The 25,590-nt window shown below is 55.9% G+C and carries 33 protein-coding genes and 1 tRNA gene; 5 read left to right on the top strand and 29 right to left on the bottom strand.

Going from position 1 to position 25,590, the window contains the following annotated elements:
- Positions 1 to 4: 4 nt before the first annotated feature.
- Positions 5 to 80, top strand: a tRNA-Ile gene (locus FHW71_RS14425).
- A 6-nt stretch (positions 81 to 86) separates the two neighbouring features.
- Positions 87 to 743, top strand: coding sequence for a hypothetical protein (locus FHW71_RS14420; RefSeq protein ID WP_286176248.1), 657 nt, complete (start codon positions 87 to 89; stop codon positions 741 to 743).
- A gap of 37 nt (positions 744 to 780) precedes the next feature.
- Here the strand turns inward: FHW71_RS14420 and FHW71_RS14415 are convergent, their stop codons facing one another.
- From FHW71_RS14415 to FHW71_RS14350, 14 genes are all read right to left on the bottom strand, one after another.
- On the bottom strand, positions 781 to 999 hold the full coding sequence (locus tag FHW71_RS14415) for an ogr/Delta-like zinc finger family protein (RefSeq protein WP_013510553.1): 219 nt from the start codon (positions 997 to 999) through the stop codon (positions 781 to 783).
- Between the two features lie 62 nt (positions 1,000 to 1,061).
- On the bottom strand, positions 1,062 to 2,162 hold the full coding sequence (locus FHW71_RS14410) for a phage late control D family protein (protein ID WP_179452112.1): 1,101 nt from the start codon (positions 2,160 to 2,162) through the stop codon (positions 1,062 to 1,064).
- A complete protein-coding gene (locus FHW71_RS14405; protein WP_061720452.1) occupies positions 2,159 to 2,644 on the bottom strand; it encodes a phage tail protein in 486 nt (161 codons plus the stop codon). Before FHW71_RS14405 ends, FHW71_RS14410 begins: the two co-directional genes overlap by 4 nt.
- Complete coding sequence (locus tag FHW71_RS14400; protein ID WP_179452111.1) at positions 2,641 to 5,793, bottom strand: phage tail tape measure protein; 3,153 nt, start codon at positions 5,791 to 5,793, stop codon at positions 2,641 to 2,643. Before FHW71_RS14400 ends, FHW71_RS14405 begins: the two co-directional genes overlap by 4 nt.
- Entirely contained in the window at positions 5,786 to 5,905 is a 120-nt protein-coding gene (locus FHW71_RS14395) for a GpE family phage tail protein (RefSeq protein WP_071531062.1), read from the bottom strand. The genes FHW71_RS14400 and FHW71_RS14395 overlap by 8 nt, the downstream gene beginning before the upstream one ends.
- 14 nt (positions 5,906 to 5,919) lie before the next feature.
- On the bottom strand, positions 5,920 to 6,222 hold the full coding sequence (locus FHW71_RS14390) for a phage tail assembly protein (protein WP_179452110.1): 303 nt from the start codon (positions 6,220 to 6,222) through the stop codon (positions 5,920 to 5,922).
- A 54-nt stretch (positions 6,223 to 6,276) separates the two neighbouring features.
- On the bottom strand, positions 6,277 to 6,792 hold the full coding sequence (locus FHW71_RS14385) for a phage major tail tube protein (protein ID WP_179452109.1): 516 nt from the start codon (positions 6,790 to 6,792) through the stop codon (positions 6,277 to 6,279).
- 12 nt (positions 6,793 to 6,804) lie between these two features.
- Complete coding sequence (locus FHW71_RS14380) at positions 6,805 to 7,974, bottom strand: phage tail sheath protein (protein WP_179452108.1); 1,170 nt, start codon at positions 7,972 to 7,974, stop codon at positions 6,805 to 6,807.
- Between the two features lie 117 nt (positions 7,975 to 8,091).
- On the bottom strand, positions 8,092 to 8,334 hold the full coding sequence (locus FHW71_RS14375; protein WP_286176246.1) for a hypothetical protein: 243 nt from the start codon (positions 8,332 to 8,334) through the stop codon (positions 8,092 to 8,094).
- Positions 8,324 to 9,583: a phage tail protein gene (locus FHW71_RS14370; RefSeq protein ID WP_179452107.1), complete on the bottom strand. Its 1,260-nt coding sequence runs from the start codon at positions 9,581 to 9,583 to the stop codon at positions 8,324 to 8,326. Before FHW71_RS14370 ends, FHW71_RS14375 begins: the two co-directional genes overlap by 11 nt.
- Positions 9,580 to 10,188 (bottom strand): phage tail protein I, encoded by a 609-nt coding sequence (locus FHW71_RS14365; protein ID WP_179452106.1) that lies wholly within the window; start codon positions 10,186 to 10,188, stop codon positions 9,580 to 9,582. The genes FHW71_RS14370 and FHW71_RS14365 overlap by 4 nt, the downstream gene beginning before the upstream one ends.
- Entirely contained in the window at positions 10,185 to 11,099 is a 915-nt protein-coding gene (locus FHW71_RS14360) for a baseplate J/gp47 family protein (RefSeq protein WP_179452105.1), read from the bottom strand. Before FHW71_RS14360 ends, FHW71_RS14365 begins: the two co-directional genes overlap by 4 nt.
- Positions 11,086 to 11,442 (bottom strand): GPW/gp25 family protein, encoded by a 357-nt coding sequence (locus FHW71_RS14355; protein WP_179452104.1) that lies wholly within the window; start codon positions 11,440 to 11,442, stop codon positions 11,086 to 11,088. The genes FHW71_RS14360 and FHW71_RS14355 overlap by 14 nt, the downstream gene beginning before the upstream one ends.
- On the bottom strand, positions 11,439 to 12,017 hold the full coding sequence (locus FHW71_RS14350) for a phage baseplate assembly protein V (protein WP_179452103.1): 579 nt from the start codon (positions 12,015 to 12,017) through the stop codon (positions 11,439 to 11,441). The genes FHW71_RS14355 and FHW71_RS14350 overlap by 4 nt, the downstream gene beginning before the upstream one ends.
- An 85-nt stretch (positions 12,018 to 12,102) precedes the next feature.
- On the opposite strand from FHW71_RS14350, the gene FHW71_RS14345 reads away from it, so the two are divergent.
- Positions 12,103 to 13,533 (top strand): SEFIR domain-containing protein, encoded by a 1,431-nt coding sequence (locus FHW71_RS14345; protein ID WP_179452102.1) that lies wholly within the window; start codon positions 12,103 to 12,105, stop codon positions 13,531 to 13,533.
- A 22-nt stretch (positions 13,534 to 13,555) separates the two neighbouring features.
- Here the strand turns inward: FHW71_RS14345 and FHW71_RS14340 are convergent, their stop codons facing one another.
- From FHW71_RS14340 to FHW71_RS14295, 11 genes are all read right to left on the bottom strand, one after another.
- Positions 13,556 to 14,002, bottom strand: coding sequence for a phage virion morphogenesis protein (locus FHW71_RS14340; protein WP_179452101.1), 447 nt, complete (start codon positions 14,000 to 14,002; stop codon positions 13,556 to 13,558).
- Positions 13,995 to 14,426: a phage tail protein gene (locus tag FHW71_RS14335; RefSeq protein WP_179452100.1), complete on the bottom strand. Its 432-nt coding sequence runs from the start codon at positions 14,424 to 14,426 to the stop codon at positions 13,995 to 13,997. Before FHW71_RS14335 ends, FHW71_RS14340 begins: the two co-directional genes overlap by 8 nt.
- Positions 14,389 to 14,631, bottom strand: a complete 243-nt coding sequence (gene lysC, locus FHW71_RS24025; protein WP_286176269.1) for an Rz1-like lysis system protein LysC — start codon at positions 14,629 to 14,631, stop codon at positions 14,389 to 14,391. The genes FHW71_RS14335 and lysC overlap by 38 nt, the downstream gene beginning before the upstream one ends.
- Positions 14,522 to 14,950: an Rz-like lysis system protein LysB gene (gene lysB / locus FHW71_RS14330; protein WP_179452099.1), complete on the bottom strand. Its 429-nt coding sequence runs from the start codon at positions 14,948 to 14,950 to the stop codon at positions 14,522 to 14,524. Before lysB ends, lysC begins: the two co-directional genes overlap by 110 nt.
- A complete protein-coding gene (locus FHW71_RS14325; RefSeq protein ID WP_179452098.1) occupies positions 14,947 to 15,462 on the bottom strand; it encodes a lysozyme in 516 nt (171 codons plus the stop codon). Before FHW71_RS14325 ends, lysB begins: the two co-directional genes overlap by 4 nt.
- Positions 15,443 to 15,655 (bottom strand): HP1 family phage holin, encoded by a 213-nt coding sequence (locus tag FHW71_RS14320; protein ID WP_179452097.1) that lies wholly within the window; start codon positions 15,653 to 15,655, stop codon positions 15,443 to 15,445. The genes FHW71_RS14325 and FHW71_RS14320 overlap by 20 nt, the downstream gene beginning before the upstream one ends.
- 3 nt (positions 15,656 to 15,658) lie before the next feature.
- Positions 15,659 to 15,862 carry a tail protein X gene (locus tag FHW71_RS14315; RefSeq protein WP_061720352.1) on the bottom strand — a complete coding sequence of 68 codons (204 nt, stop codon included), beginning with the start codon at positions 15,860 to 15,862 and terminating at the stop codon, positions 15,659 to 15,661.
- Entirely contained in the window at positions 15,862 to 16,326 is a 465-nt protein-coding gene (locus FHW71_RS14310) for a head completion/stabilization protein (RefSeq protein WP_179452096.1), read from the bottom strand. Before FHW71_RS14310 ends, FHW71_RS14315 begins: the two co-directional genes overlap by 1 nt.
- A gap of 98 nt (positions 16,327 to 16,424) precedes the next feature.
- Entirely contained in the window at positions 16,425 to 17,075 is a 651-nt protein-coding gene (locus FHW71_RS14305; protein ID WP_179452095.1) for a terminase endonuclease subunit, read from the bottom strand.
- A gap of 3 nt (positions 17,076 to 17,078) precedes the next feature.
- On the bottom strand, positions 17,079 to 18,134 hold the full coding sequence (locus FHW71_RS14300; RefSeq protein WP_179452094.1) for a phage major capsid protein, P2 family: 1,056 nt from the start codon (positions 18,132 to 18,134) through the stop codon (positions 17,079 to 17,081).
- A 16-nt stretch (positions 18,135 to 18,150) separates the two neighbouring features.
- Positions 18,151 to 19,002, bottom strand: a complete 852-nt coding sequence (locus tag FHW71_RS14295) for a GPO family capsid scaffolding protein (protein ID WP_179452093.1) — start codon at positions 19,000 to 19,002, stop codon at positions 18,151 to 18,153.
- A gap of 142 nt (positions 19,003 to 19,144) precedes the next feature.
- Between FHW71_RS14295 and FHW71_RS14290 the strand changes: the two genes are divergently transcribed.
- Both FHW71_RS14290 and FHW71_RS14285 read left to right on the top strand, forming a co-directional pair.
- Positions 19,145 to 20,911, top strand: a complete 1,767-nt coding sequence (locus FHW71_RS14290) for a terminase ATPase subunit family protein (RefSeq protein ID WP_179452092.1) — start codon at positions 19,145 to 19,147, stop codon at positions 20,909 to 20,911.
- A complete protein-coding gene (locus FHW71_RS14285) occupies positions 20,912 to 21,943 on the top strand; it encodes a phage portal protein (RefSeq protein WP_179452091.1) in 1,032 nt (343 codons plus the stop codon).
- Between the two features lie 38 nt (positions 21,944 to 21,981).
- Here FHW71_RS14285 and FHW71_RS14280 read toward each other — a convergent pair whose 3' ends face one another.
- From FHW71_RS14280 to FHW71_RS14265, 4 genes are all read right to left on the bottom strand, one after another.
- Positions 21,982 to 22,995 (bottom strand): hypothetical protein, encoded by a 1,014-nt coding sequence (locus FHW71_RS14280; protein ID WP_179452090.1) that lies wholly within the window; start codon positions 22,993 to 22,995, stop codon positions 21,982 to 21,984.
- A 99-nt stretch (positions 22,996 to 23,094) separates the two neighbouring features.
- Entirely contained in the window at positions 23,095 to 24,681 is a 1,587-nt protein-coding gene (locus FHW71_RS14275; RefSeq protein WP_179452089.1) for a DUF262 domain-containing protein, read from the bottom strand.
- Positions 24,682 to 24,941: 260 nt separating this feature from the next.
- Positions 24,942 to 25,199, bottom strand: a complete 258-nt coding sequence (locus FHW71_RS14270; protein ID WP_179452088.1) for a hypothetical protein — start codon at positions 25,197 to 25,199, stop codon at positions 24,942 to 24,944.
- A 112-nt stretch (positions 25,200 to 25,311) separates the two neighbouring features.
- Entirely contained in the window at positions 25,312 to 25,500 is a 189-nt protein-coding gene (locus FHW71_RS14265; RefSeq protein WP_049850574.1) for a hypothetical protein, read from the bottom strand.
- Positions 25,501 to 25,590 lie beyond the last annotated feature (90 nt).

Raw genomic sequence — 25,590 nt, 5'->3', positions numbered from 1 at the left:
CGCTGGCCCCTTAGCTCAGTGGTTAGAGCAGGCGACTCATAATCGCTTGGTCGCTGGTTCAAACCCAGCAGGGGCCACCAAATTTAGTGATTAAAATCATGCATTTAAGCCGCTTTTTCAGCGGCTTTTTTTGTAGCCAAAAAACTGATTGGCAGCAAAATGGCAGCAGATTTTTTCTCTTTTTCCTTCTGTTGCCCTGCGCTTCATGTTTGACGGCTATTTTCTCGCTCGTTCACACAGCCTCTGAAGGTGATCACATGGAAGAAATGCACTTCGTCTATATCAATGCAAAGGGGCAAGTAAGCGCCCAATCGATTTGTAATGTCAGCCACAGCGCCGAGCATGTGCAAGGCATCTGCAACGTCATCAAACAATTAAGAACCTTTCGCAAAGACAGAGTAATTAAACTTGTTGAAACAGCGGACGCTGCTTCGACATTTTTAATGACGGTGAAGGAGAGTGATTACTCTCATATTCAATTGAGCAAGCCCAAAACTCAAAAGGTAACTTTTGATGTTTGCTTCACTGGTTTTAAAAAAGCGGATAAAGATCGATTAATTGAGTGCGCAAATGCCAACGGCATGACAGTTAGAAGTTCGGTTACACAGAATCTTCAATTACTTTGCTGCGGATATAATGCCGGACCAACTAAAGTAACGGCAGCCCGTATGAAAGGTGTTGTAATACTTGATGAAAATCAATTCGCGGATTTTGTGAAAACGGGTGAAATTCCAGAAGTGTAATAGCCCACATTAGCAGGCTATTTAATATTGGCAGCGATCATAACCACAATGGTTGCTGCTGATTTCTTCCTGGATGCGGCGGCACAGGTTTAACGCTACCCGGTTTCATGATGATCTCAGAAACCGTTTCATGAGATTTAAACGTGCAGCTGCAATTGATGTTCTGGCACTGGTTATAACGTTCTTTGGTTGTTGCTGATACCTGAAAGCTGCTACGGGTATGTGCGGCATTCCCGCACAAAGGGCAATTCATCATAATGTCGTCTCCATAACCCAATTGAGATAAATATTACTCAATTTAACCATTTTGAGATAGCACTATTCCATTTCAAGTGAATCTATTTTCACTTCAAGCTCAATGGTGGTCGTATAGCCGTTGTCCGCGCTCAGGCTGTGCGTCAGCGTTGTGATAATCCATTCCCCGGCATCAATCTGCTGTTTAAACCCGCTCACCTTTACCGGCATTTCCGTGTAGAGATCTGCGCGCCCGCGCGCCAGCTGAATAGAGAACGTAGCCACCCCGCGCTGTAGCCTTTCCCACTGCATTTTGGCGGCGCGCTCGGCGTTGGCACGGTTCGCATAGGTGCGGCTCAGCACCAGGACGTTCTCATCCGTGCCGATCAGATAGTCGCCCTGCTTCGCCTCAGGCTCCTTCTTCTGCGCAGCGGGTTTGCGGCGTTTACGCTTCACGGTGGTTTCCGGCTTCTTCTCCGGCTCGCGGGTGTGCAGCCAGCTTGCGATCACGCCGGTGTAGGCGTCACGGTCAGCCAGCGTAAAGCGATGGCCGTCGCCGTCTTTGCGCACGAGGGTGATGCCGGGCAGCACTTTGCCGCTGGCCGTTTTGCCCTGTCCCTGCCGGATAAACAACAGGTTGCCATTCTTGATGCAGGCCACCGCGCCGCACTGTTTCGCCAGCCGCATCAGGAAGCTTGCATCTGACTCGTTGGTCTGGTCGATATGGTCCACGGCCATCTTTGCCACGTCGTCGCCTATCGCCGTTTTGAGCTTGTGCCGCCCGGCAATCTCTTTTACCACCTCGCCCACGCTGGTCTGGTGCCACGACTTTTCGCGCTTCGTGTTCAGCGTCTGGCGAAAGTCCGCGCTGCGCGCGCGCAGGGTCAGCCGGTCCGGCGTGCCGCTGTGCTCGATTTCGTCCACGGTGTAGGTTCCTTTCGGGAAAAGCGCCTCGCCTTTCCAGCCGAGCGCCAGCGACAGCTCAACGCCCCGGCGCGGCATCAGAAGCTGCCCGTCCGCGTCGTCCAGCTCGATGTCCAGCTGGTCCGCCTCAAAGCCGCGGTTATCGGTAAGCGTCAGGCTGATAAGCCGCTGCTCTATCTTTTGCGTAACGTCCGCCCCGGCAAGCGTCAGGCGAAACGCGGGCGCGTTCGCCTGCCCGTTAATCCAGCTGCCCGCCATCATGAGAACAGCCCGCCCACTGCCGCGCCGACTTTACCGGCGGCGTCGGTGGCCGCGCCCTGCATGGCCGACAGCTGATCGCTGAGGCTGCCGAACATTTCACCCAGCGATTCGTCGGTGCGCTTCAGCGTCAGCGTGAACTCAATGCGGCGGCACACGCCGTTGCTGAAAAACTCCGCTTTGGTCTGGCTCAGGCTCTCGATCACGAACATGCCGTAAATCGTGCCGCTGCCCTCAATCAGCGGCCACGCGCGGCCCAGCTCGGCAATCTGCTCCAGCGCGAACAGCGACAGTCTGCCGCCGGTGATTTCCGGCAGCAGCACGCCGGACAGCGTGATCGTGTCATTATCCGGGCCGAGGAACTGCAGCGAGGGACGCACGCCCACGCGGCTGTTGGACGGGAAGCGCCAGCTGCGCTGAAGCTGCAATTCCTGATACGGCACCGTCTTGAGCATGAAAACAAACAGGCCCAGCGTCATCATCATGATTCAAATCCTCCACGGTCTCGGTAGCTGCTGCGGGCGCGGGACTGCGCCTGCCGCTCTTTCGCCTCAAGCCTGCGCATCACTTCGTCGACCACATCCTGCGCGCTCTGGCCCGGCTGCTGCACGATGGTGATCGGCGCGTGAATGCTCACGGGCGCGGTAGTTGCTGCGGACTGCTGGCGCGGTGCCTCCTGACGGTACGCCTGCGCGGGCAGGCTCAGCGGGTGCAGCGGCTTCGCCTCCGCCGTTCCGGCTGCCATGCCAAGCGTCATCGCCGCCATGGCCGCAAGCTGCGCGGTGCGTTTCCGGCTCGTCACGCTCACCGGTCCGCCGACAATTTCCGGCCCGTTCTCACCCACGACGCCAAACTGGCCCGCAGGGATGTTACCGCCGGTGTCGTACATACCCGCAAACGCCGGGAAGCCGCCCGCAGGCAGCGTGACTTTTCCGCCTGGACTGACGCTGGCGGCCTGCGGTGCCTGCGGCAGCTTCGTGTTAGCCGACGCCTTGCTGACGAGGCCGAACTTATCCAGCAGCTCGCCGATCCCGGCCTTCAGGCTGTCCAGCGGATGCATCACCATATTCAGCCCGTCGGCCAGCGCCTGCCCGAACGCTTTACCCTTCGCGGCGGCGCTGTCCAGCTCGGCCGCCGTGGAATGCACCGGCGTCAGCAGGTCTTTAAACCAGCCGAACAGCGCCTGCACCTTGTCGCCAATCCACTGAAACACCGGCTGCAGCGGTGAAAACGCCTCGCTGATGGGTCCGGCGGCGGCCCGGAAGCCGTCCACCACGCCGCCCAAATACGCCTTGATGGGTGCCCAGTATTTCCAGATAACCAGCGCCACACCGGCCAGCGCCGCCACGGCCAGCCCGGCGGGACTCAGCAGTGCGCCGAGCGCCCACACCACGCCCGTCAGCACCGTGCGCAGCAGCGCCAGCGGCGACTTCACCAGCCACATCAGCGCACCACCGGCACCGCGCACCGACGCAGCCAGCGGCGCAAGGGCCGCTCCGGCCAGCCCGCGCACCTGCGCGCCCAGCGCCCGCACACCGGCCATCGGGTTACGGAAGGACGCAACCAGCGTCTGCCCGGCGTCCTGCGCCTTCTCCTTGATTTTCTCCAGTGCGCCCTCGCGGAACGCATTAAGGATGCCGCCGCCCTCGTCATCATCGTCACCGCCGCGCAGGGACGCCAGCGCGTCGCGGATTTTCTCCAGCCAGTTAACAGACTCCCCGGCCTCGCCGCCGCTGAACAGTGAGAACAGCTTTTTGATGCCGTCACCGGACGACGCCAGACCGGGCGCAAGTTTTGCAAACGCCTTGCCCAGCCCGCCCAGCAGCGGTGAGAGCTTTGTCAGCCCTTTCAGGCCGAGCATGTTTAACCCGAAGCGCAGCATCAGGATCGGACCGAGCACGGCGGCCATGCCCACGGCCAGCGTGCCGAGTGCCAGCGTCACCGTTGCCACCACGGCGGCGATTTTCATCAGCCTGCCGACCAGCTCCGGGTTGGACTCCACCCAGCGGCGCATGGTGCCGGTGACGCGCTTCACCGCGTCCATGATTTCCATCAGCGGCGTGCGCAGGGTGTCGCCGAGGCTGCTCAGCGTGTTGGCCGCGCCGGTTTTCACCAGCAGCCACTGCGCGGAAAGTGAATCTTTGTTGATGTCCGATTCTTTCTGCATTGAGCCGCTGGCCGCGTTGCCCTGCGTCAGTTGCAGCTGGCGTCGCAGCTCCGGCATGTTGTTGGCGAGCTTCGCCGCGTCCTTGCCGAACTCCTTGCCGAACACCATGGTCATTGCGGTCAGGCGCTTGTCAGCGGGGAGGTTGTTCACCTTCTCCAGCACGCGCTGGATGGTGCCCATCGCATCCGTGGTCATCTGCTTTTCAATGGCTTTCGGATCGAGCTTCAGCAGCTCCATGCCGCCCATAAAGGTCTTGCCCTGCATGGTGGCGACGGAGAGTTCACGCACCATGGCGTTTGCCGCGCTGGCGGCGGTTTCCGACGTGGCGCCGAGGCTCAGGAACGTGGAGCCGAGCGCAGCGGCTTTGCGGTAGTCCAGCCTGTCCGCCACGCCGCCCATGCGCTGAAGCACGTCGATGATGTCCGAGCCTTTGGACATCGCGTTGTCGTCCAGGTAGTTCAGCGCGTCGCCCAGCTGCTCGATGTTGCGGGTGGGGATTTTGTAGAGCTGCGCAATCTTGCCCAGCCCCTCGGCCAGCTCACCGGCGGGCAGCTCAAACGCGGTGGACGCCTTCGCCGCCGTGGTGGCAAACGCCAGCAGGTCGCGCTTCTGGTCCTCATAAGAATCGTTCTGGTTGGTGACGCCCATGCGCGCGCCGCCCTCGACCAACGCAGCGTAGTCAATCGCGCCGTTGTCCATCGGCAGCTGCTCGCTGGCGGCCTTGATGGCGGCCTGCATGTCGTAGAACTGCGCCGTGCGGTTGCCGTCGTTGTCGCGCAGGCCGTTCACCTGCTTCGCCACGCCCTTCATGGCGTCTTCCATGTCTGCCGAGGATTTTACGGCGGCCAGCACCGGCGCGCCCATCGCCAGCCCGGCGACGGTGGTCGCCGCACCGGCACCGGCAATTTTATCGCGCACCTCAAGCGATCTGGCGTGGCGCTCCCGCAGCGCGTTGATTTTTGCCTGCTGTTCGCCGAGCCGCTTCAGCGACTTCTGCTGACGGTCAATCGCCGCGCGCGTCTCGTCCGCGCGGCTTTTGAGGTCACGCTGCGCCTGGCTGAGTTTTTTGGTATCAACGCCGGATTCAGTGAGCGCGGCGCGCTGGCGCTGCACCGAACCCAGCAGGCCGTTATAGCTCTGCTGCAGCTCGCGCACGCGGTTCTTCGCCTGCTCCAGCACCCTCGCCTGCGCGGCGGTGGGCCGGTTGGTGGCGCTGAACTGCGTCGCCAGCTTCGCCGCCTCTTCGCGCGCACCCTTCAGGTTATTAGCGGTGATGGCAAGCTGCGAGCGGGCTTTGCGGAAGCCGTCAATGCGCGCGGCCTGCGCGTCTAAGTCCTTCAGGCTGGCGCGCGCGGTGCGCAGGGAATCGGCCAGCTCGCGGGTGCTGGCCTTGGCAGAACGGAAGGGGCGGGTCAGTTTGTCTACCGCGTTAAGAACAACCTGCAGGCGCAAGTCTTTATCACTCATCGCTGGTCCCGTGTCGCATTATCGCCTTATGCCGCCACTCCAGTACCTCGGTCAGCGTCATGAACTCGGTAACGGACGGCGGCCAGTGAAAGACGGTGGCAATGTCCGCCACCAGATCGTCTACCGTCAGGCCGTCGCTAAATCCGACAGCACCGACTTCTTCAGTAAAAAAGTGACCACCTCAACCGACAGGCTCACCAGATCGGCGGGGTCCATCTCGGTGATTTCCTGCGTGGTCAGCGCCGGGGTAGTTACGCGCGGCAGCACGGTGATCATCGCGTTCACGTCCATGTCCATCAGCGCCTGCAGGCGCGTACCGCGCAGCGCGCCGGACTGCGGCTTGCGCACGACGATGCTTTTAATCTCGGTTTTGCCACGCAGGATCGGGGTGTCCAGCTCAACGGTTTTTTCGGTGGTTTTGTCAGTCATGATGATGTCTCGCTAAAAGGGTAAAAGGCGGCAGGGTTTGCCCTGCCGGATTAATTACAGGCCGAGCGCGTTACGGTGCGCTTCCATCAGGTCCGTACCGTCCACGATGTGAATCATGTTCACCAGGTCAATCTCGTAGAGCACTTCGCCGTTGATGGTCAGCTTGGCGTAGCTGTTGGTGCCGGACACCTTGGTGGTGCTTGATTCGCCGGTCTTCCACTCGCCGGAGTCCAGCTCCTTGTGGCGGCCACGCACGACCAGCTCCACCGCCTGCACTTCGCCGGTGTCGTCGCGCTGAATGGAGCCGGTAAAGCGCAGCTGCACGCCGTCCACGGTAAGGGTGCCCATCTGCTTGAACAGCTTTGCCTCGACGCCGCCGCAGGTGAATTCCGTATCCAGTGCGCCGTCGTCCAGGCCCATGTCGATGTCCACCGCACCGGCCATGCCGCCGCCGCGATACTTCTCGAACTTGCGGGTGACTTTTGGCAGCGTCACGGACTCGATCAGCCCCTGCCAGTTGTCGCCTGCGTTGAACAGGTTGAGGTGCTTGAGCTTGCGGGGTAATGCCATGATTCAGTCTCCTTATGCGCTGACGCGGCTGGCAAAATCGACCAGGTACTGATCGGAGATGCGCTGGCGCAGCAGCAGGTTTTCCAGCGGCGGCACCGGCGTGTAGTCGTAATCGATGAGCAGTTTGCCCGCCTTGAGCGTGTCCTTGTCGTTCACGCTCTCGTCCAGCCAGCAGTCCGCGCCGATGAGATAGCCCTGACTCACGAGGCTGCGCAGTTTGGCGCGAATGCCCTCGATAATGTCGCGGGCCAGCGACGGGTTCAGCGCGCCGTCCACCGCCCACATGTGCGCCTCGGCCATGGTGTCCGCCAGCACCTGCGCCGTGCGGGTGTAGCACTCGAACGCAAACAGCGGGTCATCGCTCAGGCAGCGGGAACCCCAGAAGCGGAAACCGTCTTTACGAATCAGCGTGGTGATGTCGTTCTGGTTCAGCAGACCGGAATCGGTGGCCGGATCCTGCAAATCCCAGAATACGTCTTTGGAAATGCCGGTTACGCCGTTCACGCCGACGTTCGACAGGGATTTGTGCCAGCCGGTCTGCTCGTCGATTTTGGCGCGCAGGCCGAGCGCGCGGGCGGTGGCGAAGGCCGTCGCGTCCGCATTCAGTACGGTGTCAAAGTTAATGAAATCCGGCCAGATGAGCATGCCCTCGCGCTGGCTGAAGTTCGCGCGGTAAGCAATCGCCTCTTCAACGCTCTGACAGCCGTACGCCGACAGGTAGGCAAAGCCGCGCAGGCTCTGCGCCACGCTCAGCAGCTCGGTAGCCACTGCCTGCGTATCGTGACCGGGCACGCCGAGAATGCGGGGCTTCACGCCGCACACCGCCTGCGCGGCCAGCAGCGCCTTCATGCCGGTGCGCTGGCCGTTACTGACACCGCCGATGATGTTGGCGGTGGTTTCCGCTTCGGTTTCGCCCTGCGGCACGCGCACGACGACGGTTACGGGTTTAGCCTGGTCGGCGATGGCGTCCAGCGAGCGCGCCAGCGTGCCAGACTCGCCCGCCTTGCCGCTGGCGGTGAGAACGTCAGTCAGCAGTACCGGACGGTTAAGCGGGAACGTGGCCGCGTCGGCGTCGTCGCCGGTGCAGACCATGCCGACAATCGCCGTGCTGATAGTGGTGATGGTTCGGGTGCCCTCGTTGATTTCCTCAACGCGCACGCCGTGGTGATAATCCTGAGCCATATGGCGGTTCTCCTGTGAAGGGGTTCCGCTATGGTGAAAGGTGGCGCGCGCGGGTGCATCCGGTTAGCGTTGTGTGGCGGCTGGTACAACAGCCGCCGGGGGAATCAGCGGAGCTGGTTATCCGCCAAAGGTGGTCGGCGCGTTGTAGGTTCGCACATAATCCGCCATTGCGGCCGGATAGGTTACGGAGGCCGCCGTCAGGCTGACCGTGAAGGAGTCCGCGCCCCACACGATCACTTCCCGCAGAAACGCCTCAACCTCCGGCGACACCTCAATGGCGTCATCCGGCAGGGTCATGTCGGGTGAGTAGAAGCCTAGTGTTTTCGCGCTGAAAAAAAGATTCTGCATATCAGTAGCCATAGGATGTCCAGTGAATCGTCGGGGTTTCCCCCATCTGTGGATGCGTGACCGCAACGGCAAATCGCGTCTTCGCCACGCCGGTCTGGCCTGCATCCTGATCGCGATGCACGCTCAGTGTTCGCCCGGCCATGCTGCCCTGTGCGTCATAGGGCGGACACGTCAGCGAGGCCACCGTAGTAACCTGCGCCGTGGCAAACGCCTGATTAAACGGCACCCGGTAAAAGTGGGTGTAGTACGTCTGACCGCCCAGCGTCTGCGGGTTAAAGTTGCCCACGGGTTGCAGCGATACCGTGCCGCCCTGGATCATGAAGCCGTTAGGGAATTTAACGACAAAATTCTGTCCGTTGAGTGACTGAATAAAAAACGACATGTCGGGGATCTGACCCGCGCCGTTTCCCACCGCCATTACGGCAGCCGTAGCCAGCCCGAGATTCTCCCGAAACTTTGCCACGTCCTGAATGTCCTTGCCGTTGCCGCTTTTATCCATCTTGCCAGCCAGCGCATTCAGCATGGTGGTGGCAAAATTCGGATCGTTGCCCAGCGCGTCGGCGATTTCCTTCAGGGTGTCCAGCGTCGCCGGTGCGCTGCCCGCCAGCGCGGCCAGTGCGGCCTGCACGAACGCCGTATTCGCCAGCTGCGTGGAGTTATTCCCCGCCGCCGCCGTCGGGGCTTTCGGCGAGCCCGTAAACGTCGGGCTGGCTTTGGGCGCGTACTGCGTATGCGGGTCTGCTGCCTTGATGTGTGCATCCAGCAGGCCGTCGGCGTACTGGCGCACTTCCAGCGCCTTATCATCGACATACTGCCGGGTCGCCAGCACCACCGACGGATCGATTTTCAGCGTTACCGCGCTGGTGCTGTTCACGATGATAATCATGCGCACCGTCTGCGTGCGCCCGCTGCCCTCGGCCAGCTGCGGCTTGTAGGTCTCGGCGCAGTTAGCCACAGCAATCATCACGCCGTCGGCGTCAAACAGGCCGATTTCACGGATCCAGAAGCCGCCCTCACCCTCCGGGATAATCTGCTCGGCAATAATCTGGCTGCCGTTGGCGGCGTCAATCGTCAGCGAGTTAAGCGACGCGCGGCGCTTCTCGCCGATAAGTTTCGTCTGTGCCGGGTCAGGCGTGGGCAGCGTGCCGCCGCCGTCGCCTACCGCCATCTGCGTGATGTTCACTTTGGTGCCGAGCGCGGCAGCGTTGGCAAGCTTAGCCGCGCCCTGATTGGTCAGCAGGGCAAAATATTTTGTCGTCATGCGCTCACTTCCGTCAGGTCGATAAGATGCACCGCCGCGCCAGTAAACACCGGCCCGCCGACGCTGATAAGTTCAGGGGTATAGGGATAAACGGTCAGCTCGTCGCCGCTGTAGCTGGCAACGGCCACCGGCACCGTGCCGTTCGCGTCAAGGGTGATCGAAAGCCCGATGAGGTGGCGGCTGCACGGCTTGGCGTCCGCAATCACGCGCTCCAGCTCGTGATACATTTCCTCGGTGATGCCGGTATCCAGCACGCCCACGTCAAGCCGGAAGGTGCCCGGCGCATCGTTGGTTTTCCACCACTCAATCACGCGGATGAGATAGCCCAGCGGCTCCACTACGCGCCGTATAGCGCTGACGGTGCCCTTGTGCTGATGGATATAAAACGCGTCCTTCACCACCTTGCGCTTCACGCTTTCCGCCCAGCTTTCGTCCCAGCGGTCCACCGAAAACGCCCAGGCAAGATAGGGCAAAAAGTTCACCGGGCAGGTGTCCGGGTTCCACAGGTCGCGCAGCGGCACGTTCAGCCCGGAAATGTCGCTGCACGCCTGCGCCAGACGGCGCTCCAGCGCGGATGAGCCGGGCGGCAGCAGGCTGTTACTCATGCCAGCACCTCATCATCCGCCACGCTGATGTCCGTCCCGGTGCAGTTGCCCGCCTGCGTGCGGTCCATGATGATGTCCTCAGCCGGTTCGGTGATATCCACCCAGTCCACACCGGCAACGCGCAGCACCGCGCCGTAGGACTCGCGGCGCACGCTGCGGCCCAGCTTTTTCTGCTCGGTGAGGTAGGCGGCCAGCCGTGCGTTTGCCGCCTCCAGACAGGGCGCGGCAGCCACGCCGTCAAACAGGTGCAGCTTTGCCTGCACACGGTAGTCGTTGATGGTTGCAGGCTGCACGGACACGCGGTCCGCTACCGGGCGCACGCTTTCATCATTCAGCGCTTTGTCCACTGTATTCAGTAAATCAGCGGCTGCCGTGCCGTTGCCATCGCGGCTCAGCACGGTGACCAGCACCGTCGCCGGTGACGGGCTGATGGCGGACACGTCCTGCACCCGTCCGTCCGCGCTTCTGGCGTGAAACTCATAGGCTGCCGTCGGACCGGCAACCGATAACCCCTCAAACGCTTCCGGCACCCGTACGCGCAGTGCGTCGTCCGATTCCATCACTGCTTCAACGGGCGGCACGGCGTCCGGGTTGGCCGGGGTGATGGTCAGGCGCTCAACGTTACTGCGCGCGGCCAGCTGATCGAGGTCACTGCCCAGCGCATAAGCCACCATCACCGCCTGCGCCGCCTCGTTGATGCGCTGCCGCAGCAGAATTTCCCGGTAAACGCTTTCCTGTAAGCACTTCACTATCGGATCGGACTCCAGCGCCAGCACGCGGCGCGTGGCGGCCTGTTCGTCCGCCGGATAGAGCTCAATCAGCGCCTCCTTACGTTCGGCCAGCAGCGTTTCAAAGTCCGGCACCTCGATCACTTCCGGTGCGGGCAGCTGCGAAAGGTCAATTACTGCCACTGTTCACCCCCGTAGGCACTGACATTGCGAGCGGTGAGCCGTCGGCGCGCTGGCCGGTCAGCTCAACCATCATGGAGCCATCAAAGGCGCTGGTTATGCTCAAAGAGCTGAGACGGATTCGCGGCTCCCAGCGACTCAGCGCCGTATACGCCGCCGCCATCACCTGAAGGCGCACCACGTCGTTCTGCGGCTGGTCAATCAGCACCGACAGAAGCGAACCGTATTCACGACGCCCGATGCGGCTGCCTTCCGGCGTGATTAGAATGTCGCGCGCGCTCTGGCGAATGTGCTCGGTGTCGGTAATGGCTTCGCCGGTGTCGCGGTTCATGCCGAGATACATCATTGCGGACCTCGTGACATATCGCCGCCGGACTTCACGCCGCCGTGTTTGTGCTTATCAACCACCACGCCGTTTGAACTCATATCGCCGCCGCCCTGCGTCACCGCGCCATTCATTACGGTTTCGCTGTTAACGAGCATTTGGCTCGCATCCACACCCAGCTGATCGGTGATCAGCTGGATGCCGTCGGCGGCCTCAATGCGCACGCTTTTAATGTTTTTAATCAGCAGCTGGCCGGTGTCCGGCTCGTACTGGAACCAGCCGCCGTCGTTGAACACGGTAGTGCTGCCATTCTCTGAATAATCGGGCGGCGGGAAGGCGTCGGAATAAATAGCGGGCAGCGCAAACGCGGTTTCGAGATTGCCGCCGAGGCTCAGCAGCACAACCTGCTCGCCGACAGAGGGTTGCCACCACGTGCGCGTTTTACCGGCGCGGAAGGTGAGCCAGTTAATCCAATTGGTTTCAAGGTCGCCCGTTTTCACCCGGCACAGCCAGTTGACCGTATCCACATCGGACACGGTGCCGGTGCGGATCAGGTTGGTGATAAGACGCATGATTTCGTTGAGTTGAGTATTCATAAATACGATGCTTGCATAGCTTTGCAAGCTTATGTATCAATTAGATTTGTTTCATAAATAGCACAATTAAAAAATGAGGGAGTATATGGCTAGCGAAAAGACATTTATCTCATATTCATGGACTACGCCTGAGCATGAGTCTTGGGTTTTAAATTTTGCTGAAGAACTTGTTTCTTCTGGTGTAGATGTAATTCTAGATAAATGGGAACTAAAAGAAGGACATGACCTAATAGGCTTCATGGAGCGAATGGTAACCGACGAATCAGTAAAAAAAGTAATAATGATATGTGATAAATCATATTCAGAACGAGCGGATGGAAGATCAGGCGGAGTTGGAACAGAGACTCAAATTATCTCCCAAAAAGTTTATGAAAATCAAAATCAAGAAAAATTTGTTGCAGTCATTGTTGAAAAGGATGAGTCTGGAAAAGCTTATGTACCAACATACTACACTTCCAGAAAATACATTGACCTTAGTCCTGAATCTGATTATTCGAAAAATTACGAGATTTTATTACGGTGGCTTTTCAATCGCCCACTACATGTCAAACCTCCGCTTGGGAAGCCACCGGCATTTTTAAGCGAGGAAAATGCATCTAAAATCATTACGGGGGTGACGTATCGTCGCGCCGTTCAATCCATTAAGGAATCAAAACCAAATTCACACATAGAGATTGATTCTTATTATAAAAAAGTTCTTGAGGAACTTGAAAAATTCAGAATGTCAACAGGGAAATCTGACGAAGAGATTTTAAATAATCTCGAGAATTTGATACCTTTGAGAAACGAACTTTCACAAACCTTCGAACTTATTTCACTTTACAATCCTTCTAAAGAATTAATTACGATAACAATGAGTTTTTTTGAGCAATTATGTGATTTTTTCTACCCGAAAGAACAGCAAAAAGCTTACTCTACATCCGATTTCGATAACTATAAATTTATAGCACACGAAGCTTATTTACTACTAATATCCGCATTCCTAAGAAACAACCGCTTTGAAGAATGCAAAGTAATTTTACAAAAAAAATTCTATATCAATAATTCATCGGAACCAGAGAGTGGACTTCACTCTTTTGGAATTTTCTATAATCATCTTTATTCTCTTGAAAGAATTAACCAATCCTCTGAAACAAGATGGATTTCTTATCACGCAAACTTATTAAAAGAAAGGTGTGAAAGTGAAAATGGAAAATTCAACCAAATAATTCAAGCGGATCTCATATGTTACTTATATTATGCATTTCTCTCGCAAGATAAATATGACAGCAAAGACTATTGGTATCCTTTCACACTTATATATAGCAGAGGATTTCGGCCACTTGAAGTCTTCGATAGAGCAGCAGACAAAGCTTACTTTAAGGATTTATGCAAATTATTCCCGATAGAGAATATGAATTTTTTCAATATTATAGCGAAGAAAATTGAAGAAGGAGAAATAAAGGAACCATCATTTTATCATGAAAGAGTAAGCATACTTCGCCTTATTAATTATGATAATTTAAATAGTATTTGAGTTGTAGCCTTTTTCTGCTGGCTCATTCGCTGAGCCAGCGAAGTAGTGTTACGCGTATCAAGTTTGCCACATCATCATTCACCCCTAGTAGTGGGCGCTCCGCATATTTCACTTCGGTGCCGCGTCGGTTTACCCGGTCCCGCAGGCCGTAATGGTGGACACGGACCAGCTTCTGCACGCCGGGAACAAACGCAATTTCTGCCATATCTGCATTTGCCTGCGCTTTGAGGTATTTCGCCGTTTTCAACTTCGCAAACATCTTGCGTCGAATGCGGCCCGGCTTGGTGCGGGCGGTGACGCGGCGCGGTTCCCATGCTGTGCCGTCCGGACTGCGCTGTAGCGTGATGTTGTTCTGCTGAATGCGCCGCACATCGCGCGCCACTTCGCGCAGCATCTTTGTGCGCATCGGTGGCTCAAGCTGCGACAGCAGCGCACCCAGCCACGCCTCAACGTCGTGCAGCTCAGCCATGATTCACCGCCCAAAACTCGTCTGGCACTTCCGGCTCCGGCACTGCCTCAACCGACATTACGCCGTCAACTTCCTTCACGATCACACGCTCCGTCAGCTTCAGATTCATGCTGATGTCGCAGCGGTCATTGCCCAGAATGTCCACCTCAAAGGTGAAGAGCCGCTCGCGCTCGGTGGCGTTCTGCAGCGCGTCCGGCTGGTTGACGCCTAGCCAGAATAAAACGGGCGCCATCAGCAGATTCTGATCGCCGGTAAAATCCGTCACTACCACGTTCAGGGTGTAGCGGTACTCCCATGAAATCGACGTGGCGGAGGTGGCAACCACAGCGCCATTGTCCACGAACAGATGCAGGCGATCCGGGTTGTCGGCTACGTAGGGCACGGCTTTATTCAGGGCGTTTCGCAAGGACTGCGGCTTGTTCATCGTCTTTATCCTGACAGCTGATGATGGTATCTACCTTGTCGGCGCAGGCCGCCCATGCGGCCTCGGTGTCGTCAAGTTGCGCCAGCAGGTCGCCGTTACTGCGCGGCGCGGCTTCGTCCAGGCGGCACGGCGTGATTCGCGGACAGCCACTCACGGTAAGACTGACCTCCGGTGAGGGCCGGACGCTGGCGCAGCCGGATAACAGGATCAGGCAAAGGGGCATCAGCCCAGCGGCGAAGCTCGTCATTTTCACGTTTGAGTTCCTCAATGGTGCGCTGCCGGTCACGCAAAAGCGTGCCGTTCTGCTCGGCGGCGGCGTAAAGCTGCGTCTGCGCCCGGCTGCTGGTTTGCGTCAGAATGTTAAGGGCTATCAGCTGGCCGTTTTTCGCCGACAGCTTTTTACCTTGCGCGGCTAAGTCCTTCACCTGCGCGTCGATTTTGTTGTGGGCGGTACTAAGTCGCCACGACTGCACGCCAAGCGCGGCAATCAGAACGAGCGCTATCGCCGCAAGCGCGCGCATCATGCTGTTACTCCTTTTAAGCACCATGCCAGCTCACGCTGTCGCCGGTTATCCAGCCCCTGATTAAATACGCCTTTCACGTACACCCAGCGCGGCAGCTGATAGCAGGCATCGCGCCAGCGCTCCTGTTTAATGAGCGCCACCATCGTTGAGCCGCAGGCGTTCCCGGTGCCGACGTTAAACGCCAGCGACACCAGCGCGTCGTAGACCGGCTGCGGCATGGAAACCGCAGCGCAGCGCGCCAGTGCCGCCTCAACGCGTAACACGTTAGTGATGAAATTCCCCGCCGCCTGCCGCTCGGTGATGCTCCGGCCCGGTACCACGCCAACGGTGTTACCGATGCCGTCGGTCCACTTGCCCGCGTCGCAAAGGTACGGCTTCAGGCGGCAGCCCTCATAATCGGCGATCAGCTTCAGCCCCTCGACGGAGGTGTGCAGCTGCTGGAAACCCGGCATCGTCGCGGCGATAGCAAGCACCATGCCGACGGTGCAGCGCTTAACGGTTTGCAGATTCATATTCCTCCCGCGTGATGCGCCCGGCGGCCAGCAGCTGATAGGTTTTGCGCTTGTAGTACCAGCTGATGATTGCCATCAGCAGGCCGATTAATACCCCGGCCACGGTTGAAACGTCTTTTAGCGACAGGTCGCCCAGCCACGCCATTGCCAGCGCGATGAACCAGACGATCCCGGTGCTGATTTTTTCCCACATGATTCAGTCCCAAAGCTGGACGGCCTGCACGGTGGCCGCCGCCGTCACGTCCGGCAGCTCCACCTCCAGCCCGTGCGGTAAAATGGGGCCGTGCTCCGCCAGCCCCGGATTGGCCTGCAATACCTGCTCCGTCATGCCCTGCGTGCGCCCGTAGTGACGCCAGCAGATTTCGTCCACCGTGTCGTACTGCTGCGCGCGCACCTTCATCAGATCAGCTCAACGGTACAGTGCGGCGCGTTCTGCACGCGGCTGATGGCCCAGCGCGCGTCGCGCCACAGGTCGCCGGTGGCATCTTCCAGTTCTTCCCCGCGCTTCGCTGCGGCAGCGGTGGCGTCAAAGTCCTGATAACGCTCATTCAGCACCGCGCGCGCCCAGCACCACACCGCATTTTCATAGTGATGCAGACGCACGCTGCGCCCGGCCAGCTGCTCCGCCGGTACATCGGCCAGACCGTTAAAGCCGCGCAGCTCCTGCTGTTCGCGCCACAGGTACAGCTCGGCGTTCACTTCCGCCATAGCGGTGAGCACCACCTGCTTCAGACGCTGCGGCGTCACCGTGCCGTCAACGCGCATCACGCTGCGAAACGTCGCCAGATCGATGTCCGGCCAGAAGGAGTTGTTGGGGATAATTTCCGGCGTTCCCGTCGCCTTTTCCGGCGCTACAAACTGCATGCCTTATTTCTCCTGAATAGGTGGGCGGTGGACGGGGTTTTGATGCGGCGCTGCCTGTCGCCACCCCGTGCCGCCCCGCGCGTGGGCACGTCCGGTTATCAGCTGGCGTTGCGGATTTTCCGCTCCAGCTGCTCAATGTCTTTTTTCACCCCGCAGCGCTCGTCGAGCTGCATGGCCTGCTGCAGATGGTTCAGCGCGGAAACCGGCTGGCTTTCACGCAGCACCCAGCCGAGCGACTTATGCAGGCGGGCGCGCGACTGATCGGGCATGTCCAGATCGCCGATCACGTCGAGCGTCTGCATCAGCAGGTCGGGGTCAAAGTCGGCTTTTGCCACAAGGGCGTTTTTGGCGGCGTCGGCCATCTCCTCGGCCAGCAGCGTCTGCACGTTGCGGTTAAAGCCCTGCGGCATCGACCAGCCGTGGCGGATGGCGTGACGGCCAATCGCGAGCGCCCCGGCATAATCACCGGCATCAACGCGCCACAGCATCACGTACATCAGCACGTCGTCCTGCTGCGCGCCGTCGGCGGCCAGCACGCCGTCCACCCACGGCACGTATTTCGGCAGGACTTCCACCTTGATTTCGGCCTTCTTCACGGTGGACTGAATGCCCTTGAGGCGACGGCGGTCTTCGCCAAGCTGCATCAGCATCAGCTCATAGCCGCTGGCGTGGCGAACACTGCCGCCCTGACGGGCGGCCTGTTCAGCCTGGACGCGCTGGCGGTGCTGCCGTGCGGGACTCAGGCTCATTGATTACGCTCCCGCGCCAGCGTTTGCTGAGAAGTCACCAATGGTGATGTTTTCAACCAGCGCGGCGCAGCGGTAGTCCTCAACCACGTAGGCCTCATTGACCGATTCAAAGTTTTCGATACGGTCCCGTTTCGGGTTGTCGATGAGTGAGCGGCGGCGGGATTCTTCCTGCCAGTAAATCGACAGGTTATCGAGGCGGGTGATCAGCACCGCATTAGCCGGGAAGTACGGCGCGCGCACCGCCTGCAGGCCGCCCATGCGTTTCTGGCTGATGATGAGATCGGCAGCCAGCTTGTTGGTGTTGTCCTGCTCGCTGTTAACCAGCGGGAAATACTTGTCCGCCAGCAGCTCGCGGCCACAGATGACCACCAGTTCGTCGTCGTCCTGGAAAATTGGATCAATCAGCTCGTTAACCGCATCCATCACCAGCGCGTCGAGGTTGGCATATACGCCGCCCTTGCCCACCTTCACCGGCTCGGCGGTGGTTTCTCCGTCTTTGGTCACGCTGCCCAGCACGTTGTCCGGCGCATCTTCGCGCACCTTCTGCAGCCAGCCCTTGTTCACGTCCTGCAGCAGCGGATTCGCGGTACGGCTGGACGTTTTCGCGCGCTCGGTGCCGTTGAAACCAATCATGATGCGGTCCAGCGCCTGACGCTTGACGATGGCGTCACGGATGCGGGTCTGGAAGTCCTGGAACTTCGCCCACAGGTCCAGCTTCGCGTAGGTGATCGCCGTGTCAAAGTTGGTCTGCTCACACTTGTACTCAATATCCGACATCGCGGTGGGGTCGGACGGCTCGCGGTCTTTGGCGGTGGTGTCAGTCGTGCCTGCAATGGTGCTGCCGACGCCGAGGCCCAGCAGCTGGCCCGACTGATCGGCCACGCCAATGACGTTAATCAGCGTAAGAAAGGCGGTGGACTGCTGAATGGTGTCTTCCAGCGTCTGCGCAACGGACGGCTCCACGCTGAATTTTCCGGACAGCTCGGCCTGTTCGACCTTATAGATTCGTGCCAGCTGCACCAGAAAGGCGTTGAAGGCAAAACGGGTTAATTTTTTCATGGGGTGTGCTGCTCCTTTAGCAGTTGGTCAGGTGTTCGGCTGGCGCGTTGCCACCCGGTGCGCGCTGGCGGAAATCGGTGCGGCTGTCTTCGCGGCCCAGTAGCTCCTTCAGTTCGGCAAAATCAGCCTTCTGCCCTTTCAGGTCGGCCAGCTGCGTTTCCAGTTCGGTTTCCAGCTTGCTCAGGCGTTCCGCCTGTTCATTCAGCGCCTTGTCGGTGCGGGTGCTGTAGTCCTGCTGTTCGGTAGCAATAAGCTCCACCGCCTGCTGCACGTCAGAAAAGCGGGCATCATCGGACAGCTGCTTTTTACCGAACAGCGCGGTGATGCGGGCAAACAGCGCGGGCTTGTCCTCCACCACTTCCAGCTCGATCACGGTTTCGGTGGCGGCGGTGAACAGGTTTTCCGGGTGCAGCTTGCGGTTCGCCAGCGGGTTCAGCTCGGCTTTCACGCTGAAGGCCAGCATTTCGGTGCCGAGGCTTGCCGGGTCGTCGGTGGCAGCCAGGCCAACCAGATAGGCTTTGCCGGTGTCGGCAAACTTGGTGCTGACTTCCATTGAGGTGAAAAGCTTCTGGCCCTTTTTCACCAGCTCCACGAGGGATTCCGTCGGCAGGATGTCGGCATACAGCGCCAGCTTTCCGGTCAGCGGGCCGTCGGTGATCTCCTCGGTGCCCAGCGCGCTTACCGTGCCGTAACGGTTAAAGGTGCTGTCCGGCGAGTACGATTTGATGTGTTCCAGATTGATGGTCGCGGTGTAAACCGCCGGGTTGTAGGCGGCGGCCATCTGCACCAGCCATTCGCGGGAAATTTCGCGTCCGTCCGTGGTGGCGCCTTCCACCCCGATACGAAAACGCTTTGCTTTAACTGCCATAGGTCAGGCTCCGTTGGGTAAATCGCTTTGAAGCCTTATGTTTGCGGTTCAGAGGGGGTCGAAACAACGCGGGCACGTTGTGCGGGCAGCCACACAATGAGGGACGGCAGAAAAGGGATCGGCGGGGCCGTATTTTGGGGCCATGACAACGACACTCGCCCCCGTAGACCTCGATCCCCGCAGGCAGGCCATGCTGCTGTACTTTCAGGGATACCGTATCGCCCGCATTGCTGAAATGCTGGGAGAGAAACCCGCAACCATTCACAGCTGGAAGAAGCGCGACAAGTGGGGCGACTATGGCCCGCTTGACCAGATGCAGCTGACCACCGCCGCGCGCTACTGCCAGCTGATCATGAAGGAGACAAAAGAAGGGAGAGACTTCAAGGAAATTGACCTGCTGGCGCGTCAGTCCGAGCGCCATGCCCGCATCGGCAAGTTCAGCAACGGCGGCAACGAGGCGGATCTCAATCCGAACGTGGCGAACCGCAACAGCGGGCCGCGCAAGCCGCCTGAAAAGAACGTGTTTACCGACGAGCAGGTGGAGAAATTACAGGAGATTTTCCACGGTTCCATGTTCGGCTACCAGCGCCAGTGGTGGGACGCGGGCAACAAGCACCGCATCCGCAACGTGCTGAAGTCGCGCCAGATTGGCGCCACCTATTATTTTGCGCGCGAGGCGCTGCTGGATGCGCTGACCACCGGACGCAACCAGATTTTCCTGTCAGCCAGTAAGGCGCAGGCGCACGTTTTCAAGCAGTACATCATTGAGTTTGCTAAAGAGGTGGAGGTCGAGCTGAAAGGCGATCCGATGACGCTCAGCAACGGCGCATGCCTGTACTTCCTCGGCACCAACGCCCGCACCGCGCAGAGCTATCACGGCAATCTGTACCTGGATGAATACTTCTGGATCCCGAAATTTCAGGAGCTGCGCAAAGTGGCGTCCGGCATGGCGCTGCACAAGAAGTGGCGCCAGACCTATTTTTCCACCCCGTCCAGCCTCACGCACAGCGCCTATCCGTTCTGGTCCGGCGGCCTGTTCAACCGGGGCCGCGCCAAAGCGGACCGCGTGGACATCGACCTGTCGCACATGAACCTGTCGCCGGGCCGCTTCTGCGATGACGGCCAGTTCCGCCAGATTGTCACCGTTGAGGACGCCGTGCGCGGCGGCTGTAACCTGTTTGACCTCGACCAGCTGCGACTCGAATACAGCCCGCCGGAATACCAGAACCTGCTGATGTGCGAATTTGTGGACGATCTGGCGTCCGTGTTCCCGCTGCAGCTGCTGCAGAAGTGCATGGTGGACAGCTGGGAAATCTGGGCCGACTTCGAAGCGCTGGCGCTGCGCCCGTTCGGGTGGCGCGAAGTGTGGATCGGTTACGACCCGGCGAAAGGAACGCAGAACGGCGACAGCGCCGGGTGCGTGGTGATTGCACCGCCTGCCGTGCCGGGCGGTAAGTTCCGCATTCTGGAGCGTCACCAGTGGCGCGGCATGGACTTCCGCGCGCAGGCCGAGTCCATCAAAAAACTGACGCAGCAGTACAACGTGACCTATATCGGCATCGACTCCACCGGCGTCGGCCTCGGCGTGTACGAGAACGTGAAGATGTTTTATCCGGCGGTGAAGGAGTTTGTTTATAACCCGAACGTGAAAAACGCCCTGGTGCTGAAGGCGTTCGACATCATCAGCAGCGGGCGTCTGGAGTTCGACGCAGGACACCTCGACATTGCGCAGTCATTCATGGCAATCCGCCGCGCCACCACGGCCAGCGGCAACCGCCCGACCTACGAAGCCAGCCGCAGCGAAGAAGCAAGCCACGCCGATCTGGCGTGGGCGACCATGCACGCGCTGGCAAACGAACCGCTACAGGGCGAAGCCGCCCACACCGGCAACATTATGGAGATTTTTTAAATGAGCAAACGCAGGAACAGCACGCGCATGCAGCCCGTGCAGCAGCAACAGATGACCGGCGGCCCGGCGGCGGAAGCGTTCACCTTTGGCGACCCGGTGCCGGTGCTGGACCGCCGCGAGCTGCTGGACTACGTGGAATGCGTGGTGATGGATAAGTGGTATGAACCGCCGGTGAGCTTTGACGGGCTGGCGCGCACGTTCCGCGCCGCCGTGCATCACAGCTCGCCTATCAACGTGAAGCGCAACATTCTTACCAGCACCTTCATCCCTCACCCGCTGCTGAGTCAGCAGGCGTTCAGCCGTTTTGTGCAGGACTATCTGGTGTTCGGCAACGCCTATCTTGAGAAGCGCACCAACAGGCTCGGCGGCGTGCTGGCGCTTGAGCCGGCACTGGCAAAATTCACGCGACGCGGCACGGATTTAGACACCTACTGGTTTGTGCAGTACGGTATGAACACGCAGCCCTACGAGTTTACTAAAGGCAGCGTGTTTCACCTGATGGAGCCGGATTTAAATCAGGAGGTTTACGGCCTGCCGGAGTATCTTTCGGCAATCCCGTCCACCCTGCTAAACGAGTCGGCTACGCTGTTCCGCCGCAAATACTACCTGAACGGCAGCCACGCCGGTTTCATCATGTATATGACCGACGCCGCGCAAAATCAGGAAGACGTAAACAATATCCGCCAGGCAATGAAAAGCGCCAAGGGGCCGGGCAACTTCCGCAACCTGTTTATGTACTCACCGAACGGGAAGAAGGACGGGATTCAGATCATCCCGCTGTCAGAGGTGGCGGCTAAGGATGAGTTTCTGAATATCAAAAACGTGAGCCGTGACGACATGATGGCCGCGCACCGTGTGCCGCCGCAGATGATGGGGATCATGCCTAATAATACCGGAGGGTTTGGTGATATCGAAAAAGCAAGTCGTGTATTCGTGCGTAATGAATTAATTCCGATACAAAAGCAGCTCCAAACACTAAATCACTGGTTAGGCGAAGATGTAATTTCATTTCAAACTTATGCACTTATTTAGAATTATGAGGCCAAATAAAATGGCCTCTTTTTAAATTTCTAAGTTAAACGAATATATTGTTTACCAATTCCTTCAAGATAGTGCTCAACAGCATGTCTTATCAAACCAACATGAGTGTAGAATACTCCGCGTTTAATCCTCGCTTCAGTATCATCCTCACCCTTTCCTTTTGTCCACCACGATTTAGCTGACTCATTACTAACTTTTGCAACTCGAGTTCGTTCTTCATTTATCCAGAATTCTTCTGTACTTTTAATAATGTCAACAAGTTGATCAACCTTAAGGATTCCATTTGAAGTTAATTCACTCATAAGCTCATCATAAGGTTCAATGCCCGATAAATTCTCAATAGGAAGATACCTCGATGCTATAAACCTAAGGCTATCAATATTCAAGTGTTCATCTTGAGTAAGATTATCATTTGATTTCTGATTCAGAATATCGAAATAACCATCTCTTTCTATAAGGATTCTTTCAAATTCGAGATCAACAAGCTCCAACATTGCTGAAGCTCTATTTATAGCTCGTCTTAATTGAACGGGAATGTTTTCTTCATTCTTATATTGTAACTTATGAGATGTTGCCGCCCAAATATGCTGAGACAAAGTTCTAACTTGAATTTCAGCCTTATAATCTTTACACGAAACAAACGACGGAACCTTGAGCCATGACTTGGGGATTTTTACAATATAATGCCTTGATTGATAGCCGAACTTATTATCGTCTAGAGATTCTAATTTATCATCCTCGCTAATAACATTCAAATTCTCCTTGATTAAATTAGATATTACATCCAGATCCCTTTTAAAAAGTAAAATTATCCTGAATCCAATCAAGTCGGTCAAATCATGCACTGTCTTCAGGTTTAGCTCTTTTCTATCGACCTTTTCGGCAATAGAACCCCATTCTTTAACCCTTGACTCAAGATTAATGCCCAATGGAACACCTGACTCGAAAATTAATTTTGTTAACTGGTCAGATAAATTTTTCCTGAAGTCATCAATAGCACCGATGGATTTATTGTATTCATCTTGTAGGTCCCCCTTATTCACATAACACCTCATGGAGATTTATTTGGCAATTGAATAGTATTAATGGAAAACCAGCGATAGTTCTCCATCATAAAAATCACAGTTAAGATTAAAATTAACTCAAAGATTGCCCATCATCGCTTTATGAGCCATTTTAACTAAGCTTTTCTCTCTTACATCAATAAACTCTTTAAAGGATTTGTCACCGTTCCATAACTCCTCATCAATTAACGCCGAGTTAAATATAGCTATCCTTTCTGCAGAGTTAACATTAGGGAAATAGTTGGCCGGATCTTCGTCAGAAATTTTATTATTATCCTGAGCTGTGAGAAATGCAATATTAGCAATAATATTTGACTCGTGAAATCCTATACCAATCTTGCTCAAGAATGATTTAGGATAAATATGGTGGAACTGTCTTGCGTTATAAGCTGATAGAGCTGTTCCTAAATCTACGCATTTACCTGTAATGAAGCTTCTAGGATTCAACTGTGCTAACAAACATATTGTTGATTTTGCAGCAGAGGAATTTATACGCCATGATTTACGGAAAAAATCAGCCTCTATTTTCATTGGGAACTGGATATATTTATCTCTTATAGATAAGATCTTATCCATTTCCAAAATATCTTCCATTACGAATGCATTTGTGCCAGCTTTATATCTTTGAGAAAATGCACAGCACCAAAACCAACGTTTTATTGAATTATATTGATATCCCGTTGGCCGATCCTCCTTAGAAAAGAAATAAACTAATGGTACGAGCATGATAGGGAATGGCAAAAACACAGAGTTCTGTATTTTTAAATCTTTCTCTAAAAAATCTACTGCTTTAACAATACCTTCACGCAATAAGTTTACTGACGAAGCCAAAGTCGCAGGATCATTATTTATCAAAGTGTCAGAATCAATTTCTTTATTTACTATTGATGTAAGGCATCGCATGAGCAATGTCTCATCAGCATGCCTAAAACCCTTACTAGCTAAATAATCATTTATCTCATTAATTTCGATACGTAGATTAAACTCTTCGGACCATGTCCAAGCCGTTAAAAGTTCAATAGTACTAAGACTTGTTCCTGATGAATTAATCCTTTGAAAGATACGACATACCTCTTGATTGGTACGTTCTTTAATTGTAACCACCGGAAAATCATAATCTTTGAACCTATCAACCAGATTGGTTATTTTATTTCTATCACCCTCATCAAAATCACTCAAGTACGAAATTAACTTTGTCGTTTCAAGTATACTATTCAATGGTATGCTTTTTAAATCATGTGGCTTTGTATATACATGATAAAATTTATCGTCTTGAGGAACATAATGCACATTAAATCTTGAAGCTAATTCTTTATTTTTTGTTGGTTTATCGGAATTAAAAACCCCAAATAATGTTGTAAGCCTTTGCTGCCCGTCTAAAATATAGTTTACAGGGTAATCCTCCTTTATTTCAGGTAAATCAAACCCTCCAACATTTCTTTCAAATTTTAAAGGAACTTTAGTTGTCCATAAAAGTAACGATCCTACTGGATAGCCAGAATATATTGAATCAATCAATCCCAATATCTGCTCATCTGTCCAAACATACTCTCTTTGGAAAGCAGGGATTTTTATGCTACCCCTTACTACGTCCTCTAAGAGTGAAGCCAAACGCTCATTACCAGAATCAATTTTCTTTTTGATAGATGTGGACTGAGATGACATATGTTTAATCCTTAAACAGTTTTTAAAAAACATCTCACAATTTCTTATATTTATCAATTCCCTATTTTTTGGAATTTATTACATAACAGTCCTTTGTAGCCCATCAGCGCGCGCTCGTACCCCCGCCACGCCTGCCCGCTTTATGATGCGGTTTTCATGCACCTGCATGACATAAACGAAAGCCCGCCAGAACTGGCGGGCCGAGGGTAAAGCGATCCTTTTCGGATCATGCGAATTCATGCGGCATAGTCATGCACTCTTCACTCCAGCTTGAAGTCATCCACAGAAGCGGCTTTGTGGATGCCAATTCCTTCTGTTTCATTCAGAAAATCCATGCCCTGCCGTAAAGAAATGGGATATGGAATCTCAAGCATGAAAACGAAGTCGTAGGTTTTACCGAGCCAGTAACCCCCGCCACATTCTTTCGGCCGTTGGAAAAACACCCATTCACCAGGCTTGTAGTAAGTGAGCACCTCACCTCGGTAAACGATCTGGAATTTTTCGGGACTTTTAGCCATGGCCTAACGCCTCGCAACTCTCGTTATGTTCGGACTCATCTTGCGTAAGCATCCCGGTGTGATATGTAGCTTCCATCCGATCACATCTTGCTACGCGTGACATCTGAAAAAACTAATCTGAAGCGTGCATCATGCGCGAATATTCGTGGCTTCTGACTTTCCGCATCAGCTCATCGGTCAGTTCAGAGACCCACTGAATGGCAAGCTGCTTCTCGTCATCCGTGCAATCACTAGCAGCAACAAGTTTCATAAATAAATCAATACGCTGGAGCTTCATCGACTCCAAAAAATAATCCTGCATATTCCCTCCGCACAATGAACAACTGGTTATACGTACAGTATATTATGAGTTTCGAAATGTGAAATGTTTTTTTACCTTCCGTGAGAAATC

The organism is Enterobacter sp. Sphag1F (assembly GCF_014193275.1).
Lineage (GTDB): Bacteria > Pseudomonadota > Gammaproteobacteria > Enterobacterales > Enterobacteriaceae > Pantoea > Pantoea symbiotica.
This window is presented reverse-complemented; position numbering and strand designations above follow the sequence as displayed.

What these genes read in the sequence shown, in the direction of transcription:
- FHW71_RS14415 (WP_013510553.1), bottom strand. Translation starts at nt 999, where the DNA reads ATGATGAATTGCCCTTTGTGCGGGAATGCCGCACATACCCGTAGCAGC.
- FHW71_RS14410 (WP_179452112.1), bottom strand. Translation starts at nt 2,162, where the DNA reads ATGATGGCGGGCAGCTGGATTAACGGGCAGGCGAACGCGCCCGCGTTT.
- FHW71_RS14405 (WP_061720452.1), bottom strand. Translation starts at nt 2,644, where the DNA reads ATGATGATGACGCTGGGCCTGTTTGTTTTCATGCTCAAGACGGTGCCG.
- FHW71_RS14400 (WP_179452111.1), bottom strand. Translation starts at nt 5,793, where the DNA reads ATGAGTGATAAAGACTTGCGCCTGCAGGTTGTTCTTAACGCGGTAGAC.
- FHW71_RS14390 (WP_179452110.1), bottom strand. Translation starts at nt 6,222, where the DNA reads ATGACTGACAAAACCACCGAAAAAACCGTTGAGCTGGACACCCCGATC.
- FHW71_RS14385 (WP_179452109.1), bottom strand. Translation starts at nt 6,792, where the DNA reads ATGGCATTACCCCGCAAGCTCAAGCACCTCAACCTGTTCAACGCAGGC.
- FHW71_RS14380 (WP_179452108.1), bottom strand. Translation starts at nt 7,974, where the DNA reads ATGGCTCAGGATTATCACCACGGCGTGCGCGTTGAGGAAATCAACGAG.
- FHW71_RS14375 (WP_286176246.1), bottom strand. Translation starts at nt 8,334, where the DNA reads ATGGCTACTGATATGCAGAATCTTTTTTTCAGCGCGAAAACACTAGGC.
- FHW71_RS14370 (WP_179452107.1), bottom strand. Translation starts at nt 9,583, where the DNA reads ATGACGACAAAATATTTTGCCCTGCTGACCAATCAGGGCGCGGCTAAG.
- FHW71_RS14365 (WP_179452106.1), bottom strand. Translation starts at nt 10,188, where the DNA reads ATGAGTAACAGCCTGCTGCCGCCCGGCTCATCCGCGCTGGAGCGCCGT.
- FHW71_RS14355 (WP_179452104.1), bottom strand. Translation starts at nt 11,442, where the DNA reads ATGATGTATCTCGGCATGAACCGCGACACCGGCGAAGCCATTACCGAC.
- FHW71_RS14350 (WP_179452103.1), bottom strand. Translation starts at nt 12,017, where the DNA reads ATGAATACTCAACTCAACGAAATCATGCGTCTTATCACCAACCTGATC.
- FHW71_RS14345 (WP_179452102.1), top strand. Translation starts at nt 12,103, where the DNA reads ATGGCTAGCGAAAAGACATTTATCTCATATTCATGGACTACGCCTGAG.
- FHW71_RS14340 (WP_179452101.1), bottom strand. Translation starts at nt 14,002, where the DNA reads ATGGCTGAGCTGCACGACGTTGAGGCGTGGCTGGGTGCGCTGCTGTCG.
- FHW71_RS14335 (WP_179452100.1), bottom strand. Translation starts at nt 14,426, where the DNA reads ATGAACAAGCCGCAGTCCTTGCGAAACGCCCTGAATAAAGCCGTGCCC.
- lysB (WP_179452099.1), bottom strand. Translation starts at nt 14,950, where the DNA reads ATGATGCGCGCGCTTGCGGCGATAGCGCTCGTTCTGATTGCCGCGCTT.
- FHW71_RS14325 (WP_179452098.1), bottom strand. Translation starts at nt 15,462, where the DNA reads ATGAATCTGCAAACCGTTAAGCGCTGCACCGTCGGCATGGTGCTTGCT.
- FHW71_RS14320 (WP_179452097.1), bottom strand. Translation starts at nt 15,655, where the DNA reads ATGTGGGAAAAAATCAGCACCGGGATCGTCTGGTTCATCGCGCTGGCA.
- FHW71_RS14315 (WP_061720352.1), bottom strand. Translation starts at nt 15,862, where the DNA reads ATGAAGGTGCGCGCGCAGCAGTACGACACGGTGGACGAAATCTGCTGG.
- FHW71_RS14310 (WP_179452096.1), bottom strand. Translation starts at nt 16,326, where the DNA reads ATGCAGTTTGTAGCGCCGGAAAAGGCGACGGGAACGCCGGAAATTATC.
- FHW71_RS14305 (WP_179452095.1), bottom strand. Translation starts at nt 17,075, where the DNA reads ATGAGCCTGAGTCCCGCACGGCAGCACCGCCAGCGCGTCCAGGCTGAA.
- FHW71_RS14300 (WP_179452094.1), bottom strand. Translation starts at nt 18,134, where the DNA reads ATGAAAAAATTAACCCGTTTTGCCTTCAACGCCTTTCTGGTGCAGCTG.
- FHW71_RS14295 (WP_179452093.1), bottom strand. Translation starts at nt 19,002, where the DNA reads ATGGCAGTTAAAGCAAAGCGTTTTCGTATCGGGGTGGAAGGCGCCACC.
- FHW71_RS14290 (WP_179452092.1), top strand. Translation starts at nt 19,145, where the DNA reads ATGACAACGACACTCGCCCCCGTAGACCTCGATCCCCGCAGGCAGGCC.
- FHW71_RS14285 (WP_179452091.1), top strand. Translation starts at nt 20,912, where the DNA reads ATGAGCAAACGCAGGAACAGCACGCGCATGCAGCCCGTGCAGCAGCAA.
- FHW71_RS14275 (WP_179452089.1), bottom strand. Translation starts at nt 24,681, where the DNA reads ATGTCATCTCAGTCCACATCTATCAAAAAGAAAATTGATTCTGGTAAT.
- FHW71_RS14270 (WP_179452088.1), bottom strand. Translation starts at nt 25,199, where the DNA reads ATGGCTAAAAGTCCCGAAAAATTCCAGATCGTTTACCGAGGTGAGGTG.
- FHW71_RS14265 (WP_049850574.1), bottom strand. Translation starts at nt 25,500, where the DNA reads ATGCAGGATTATTTTTTGGAGTCGATGAAGCTCCAGCGTATTGATTTA.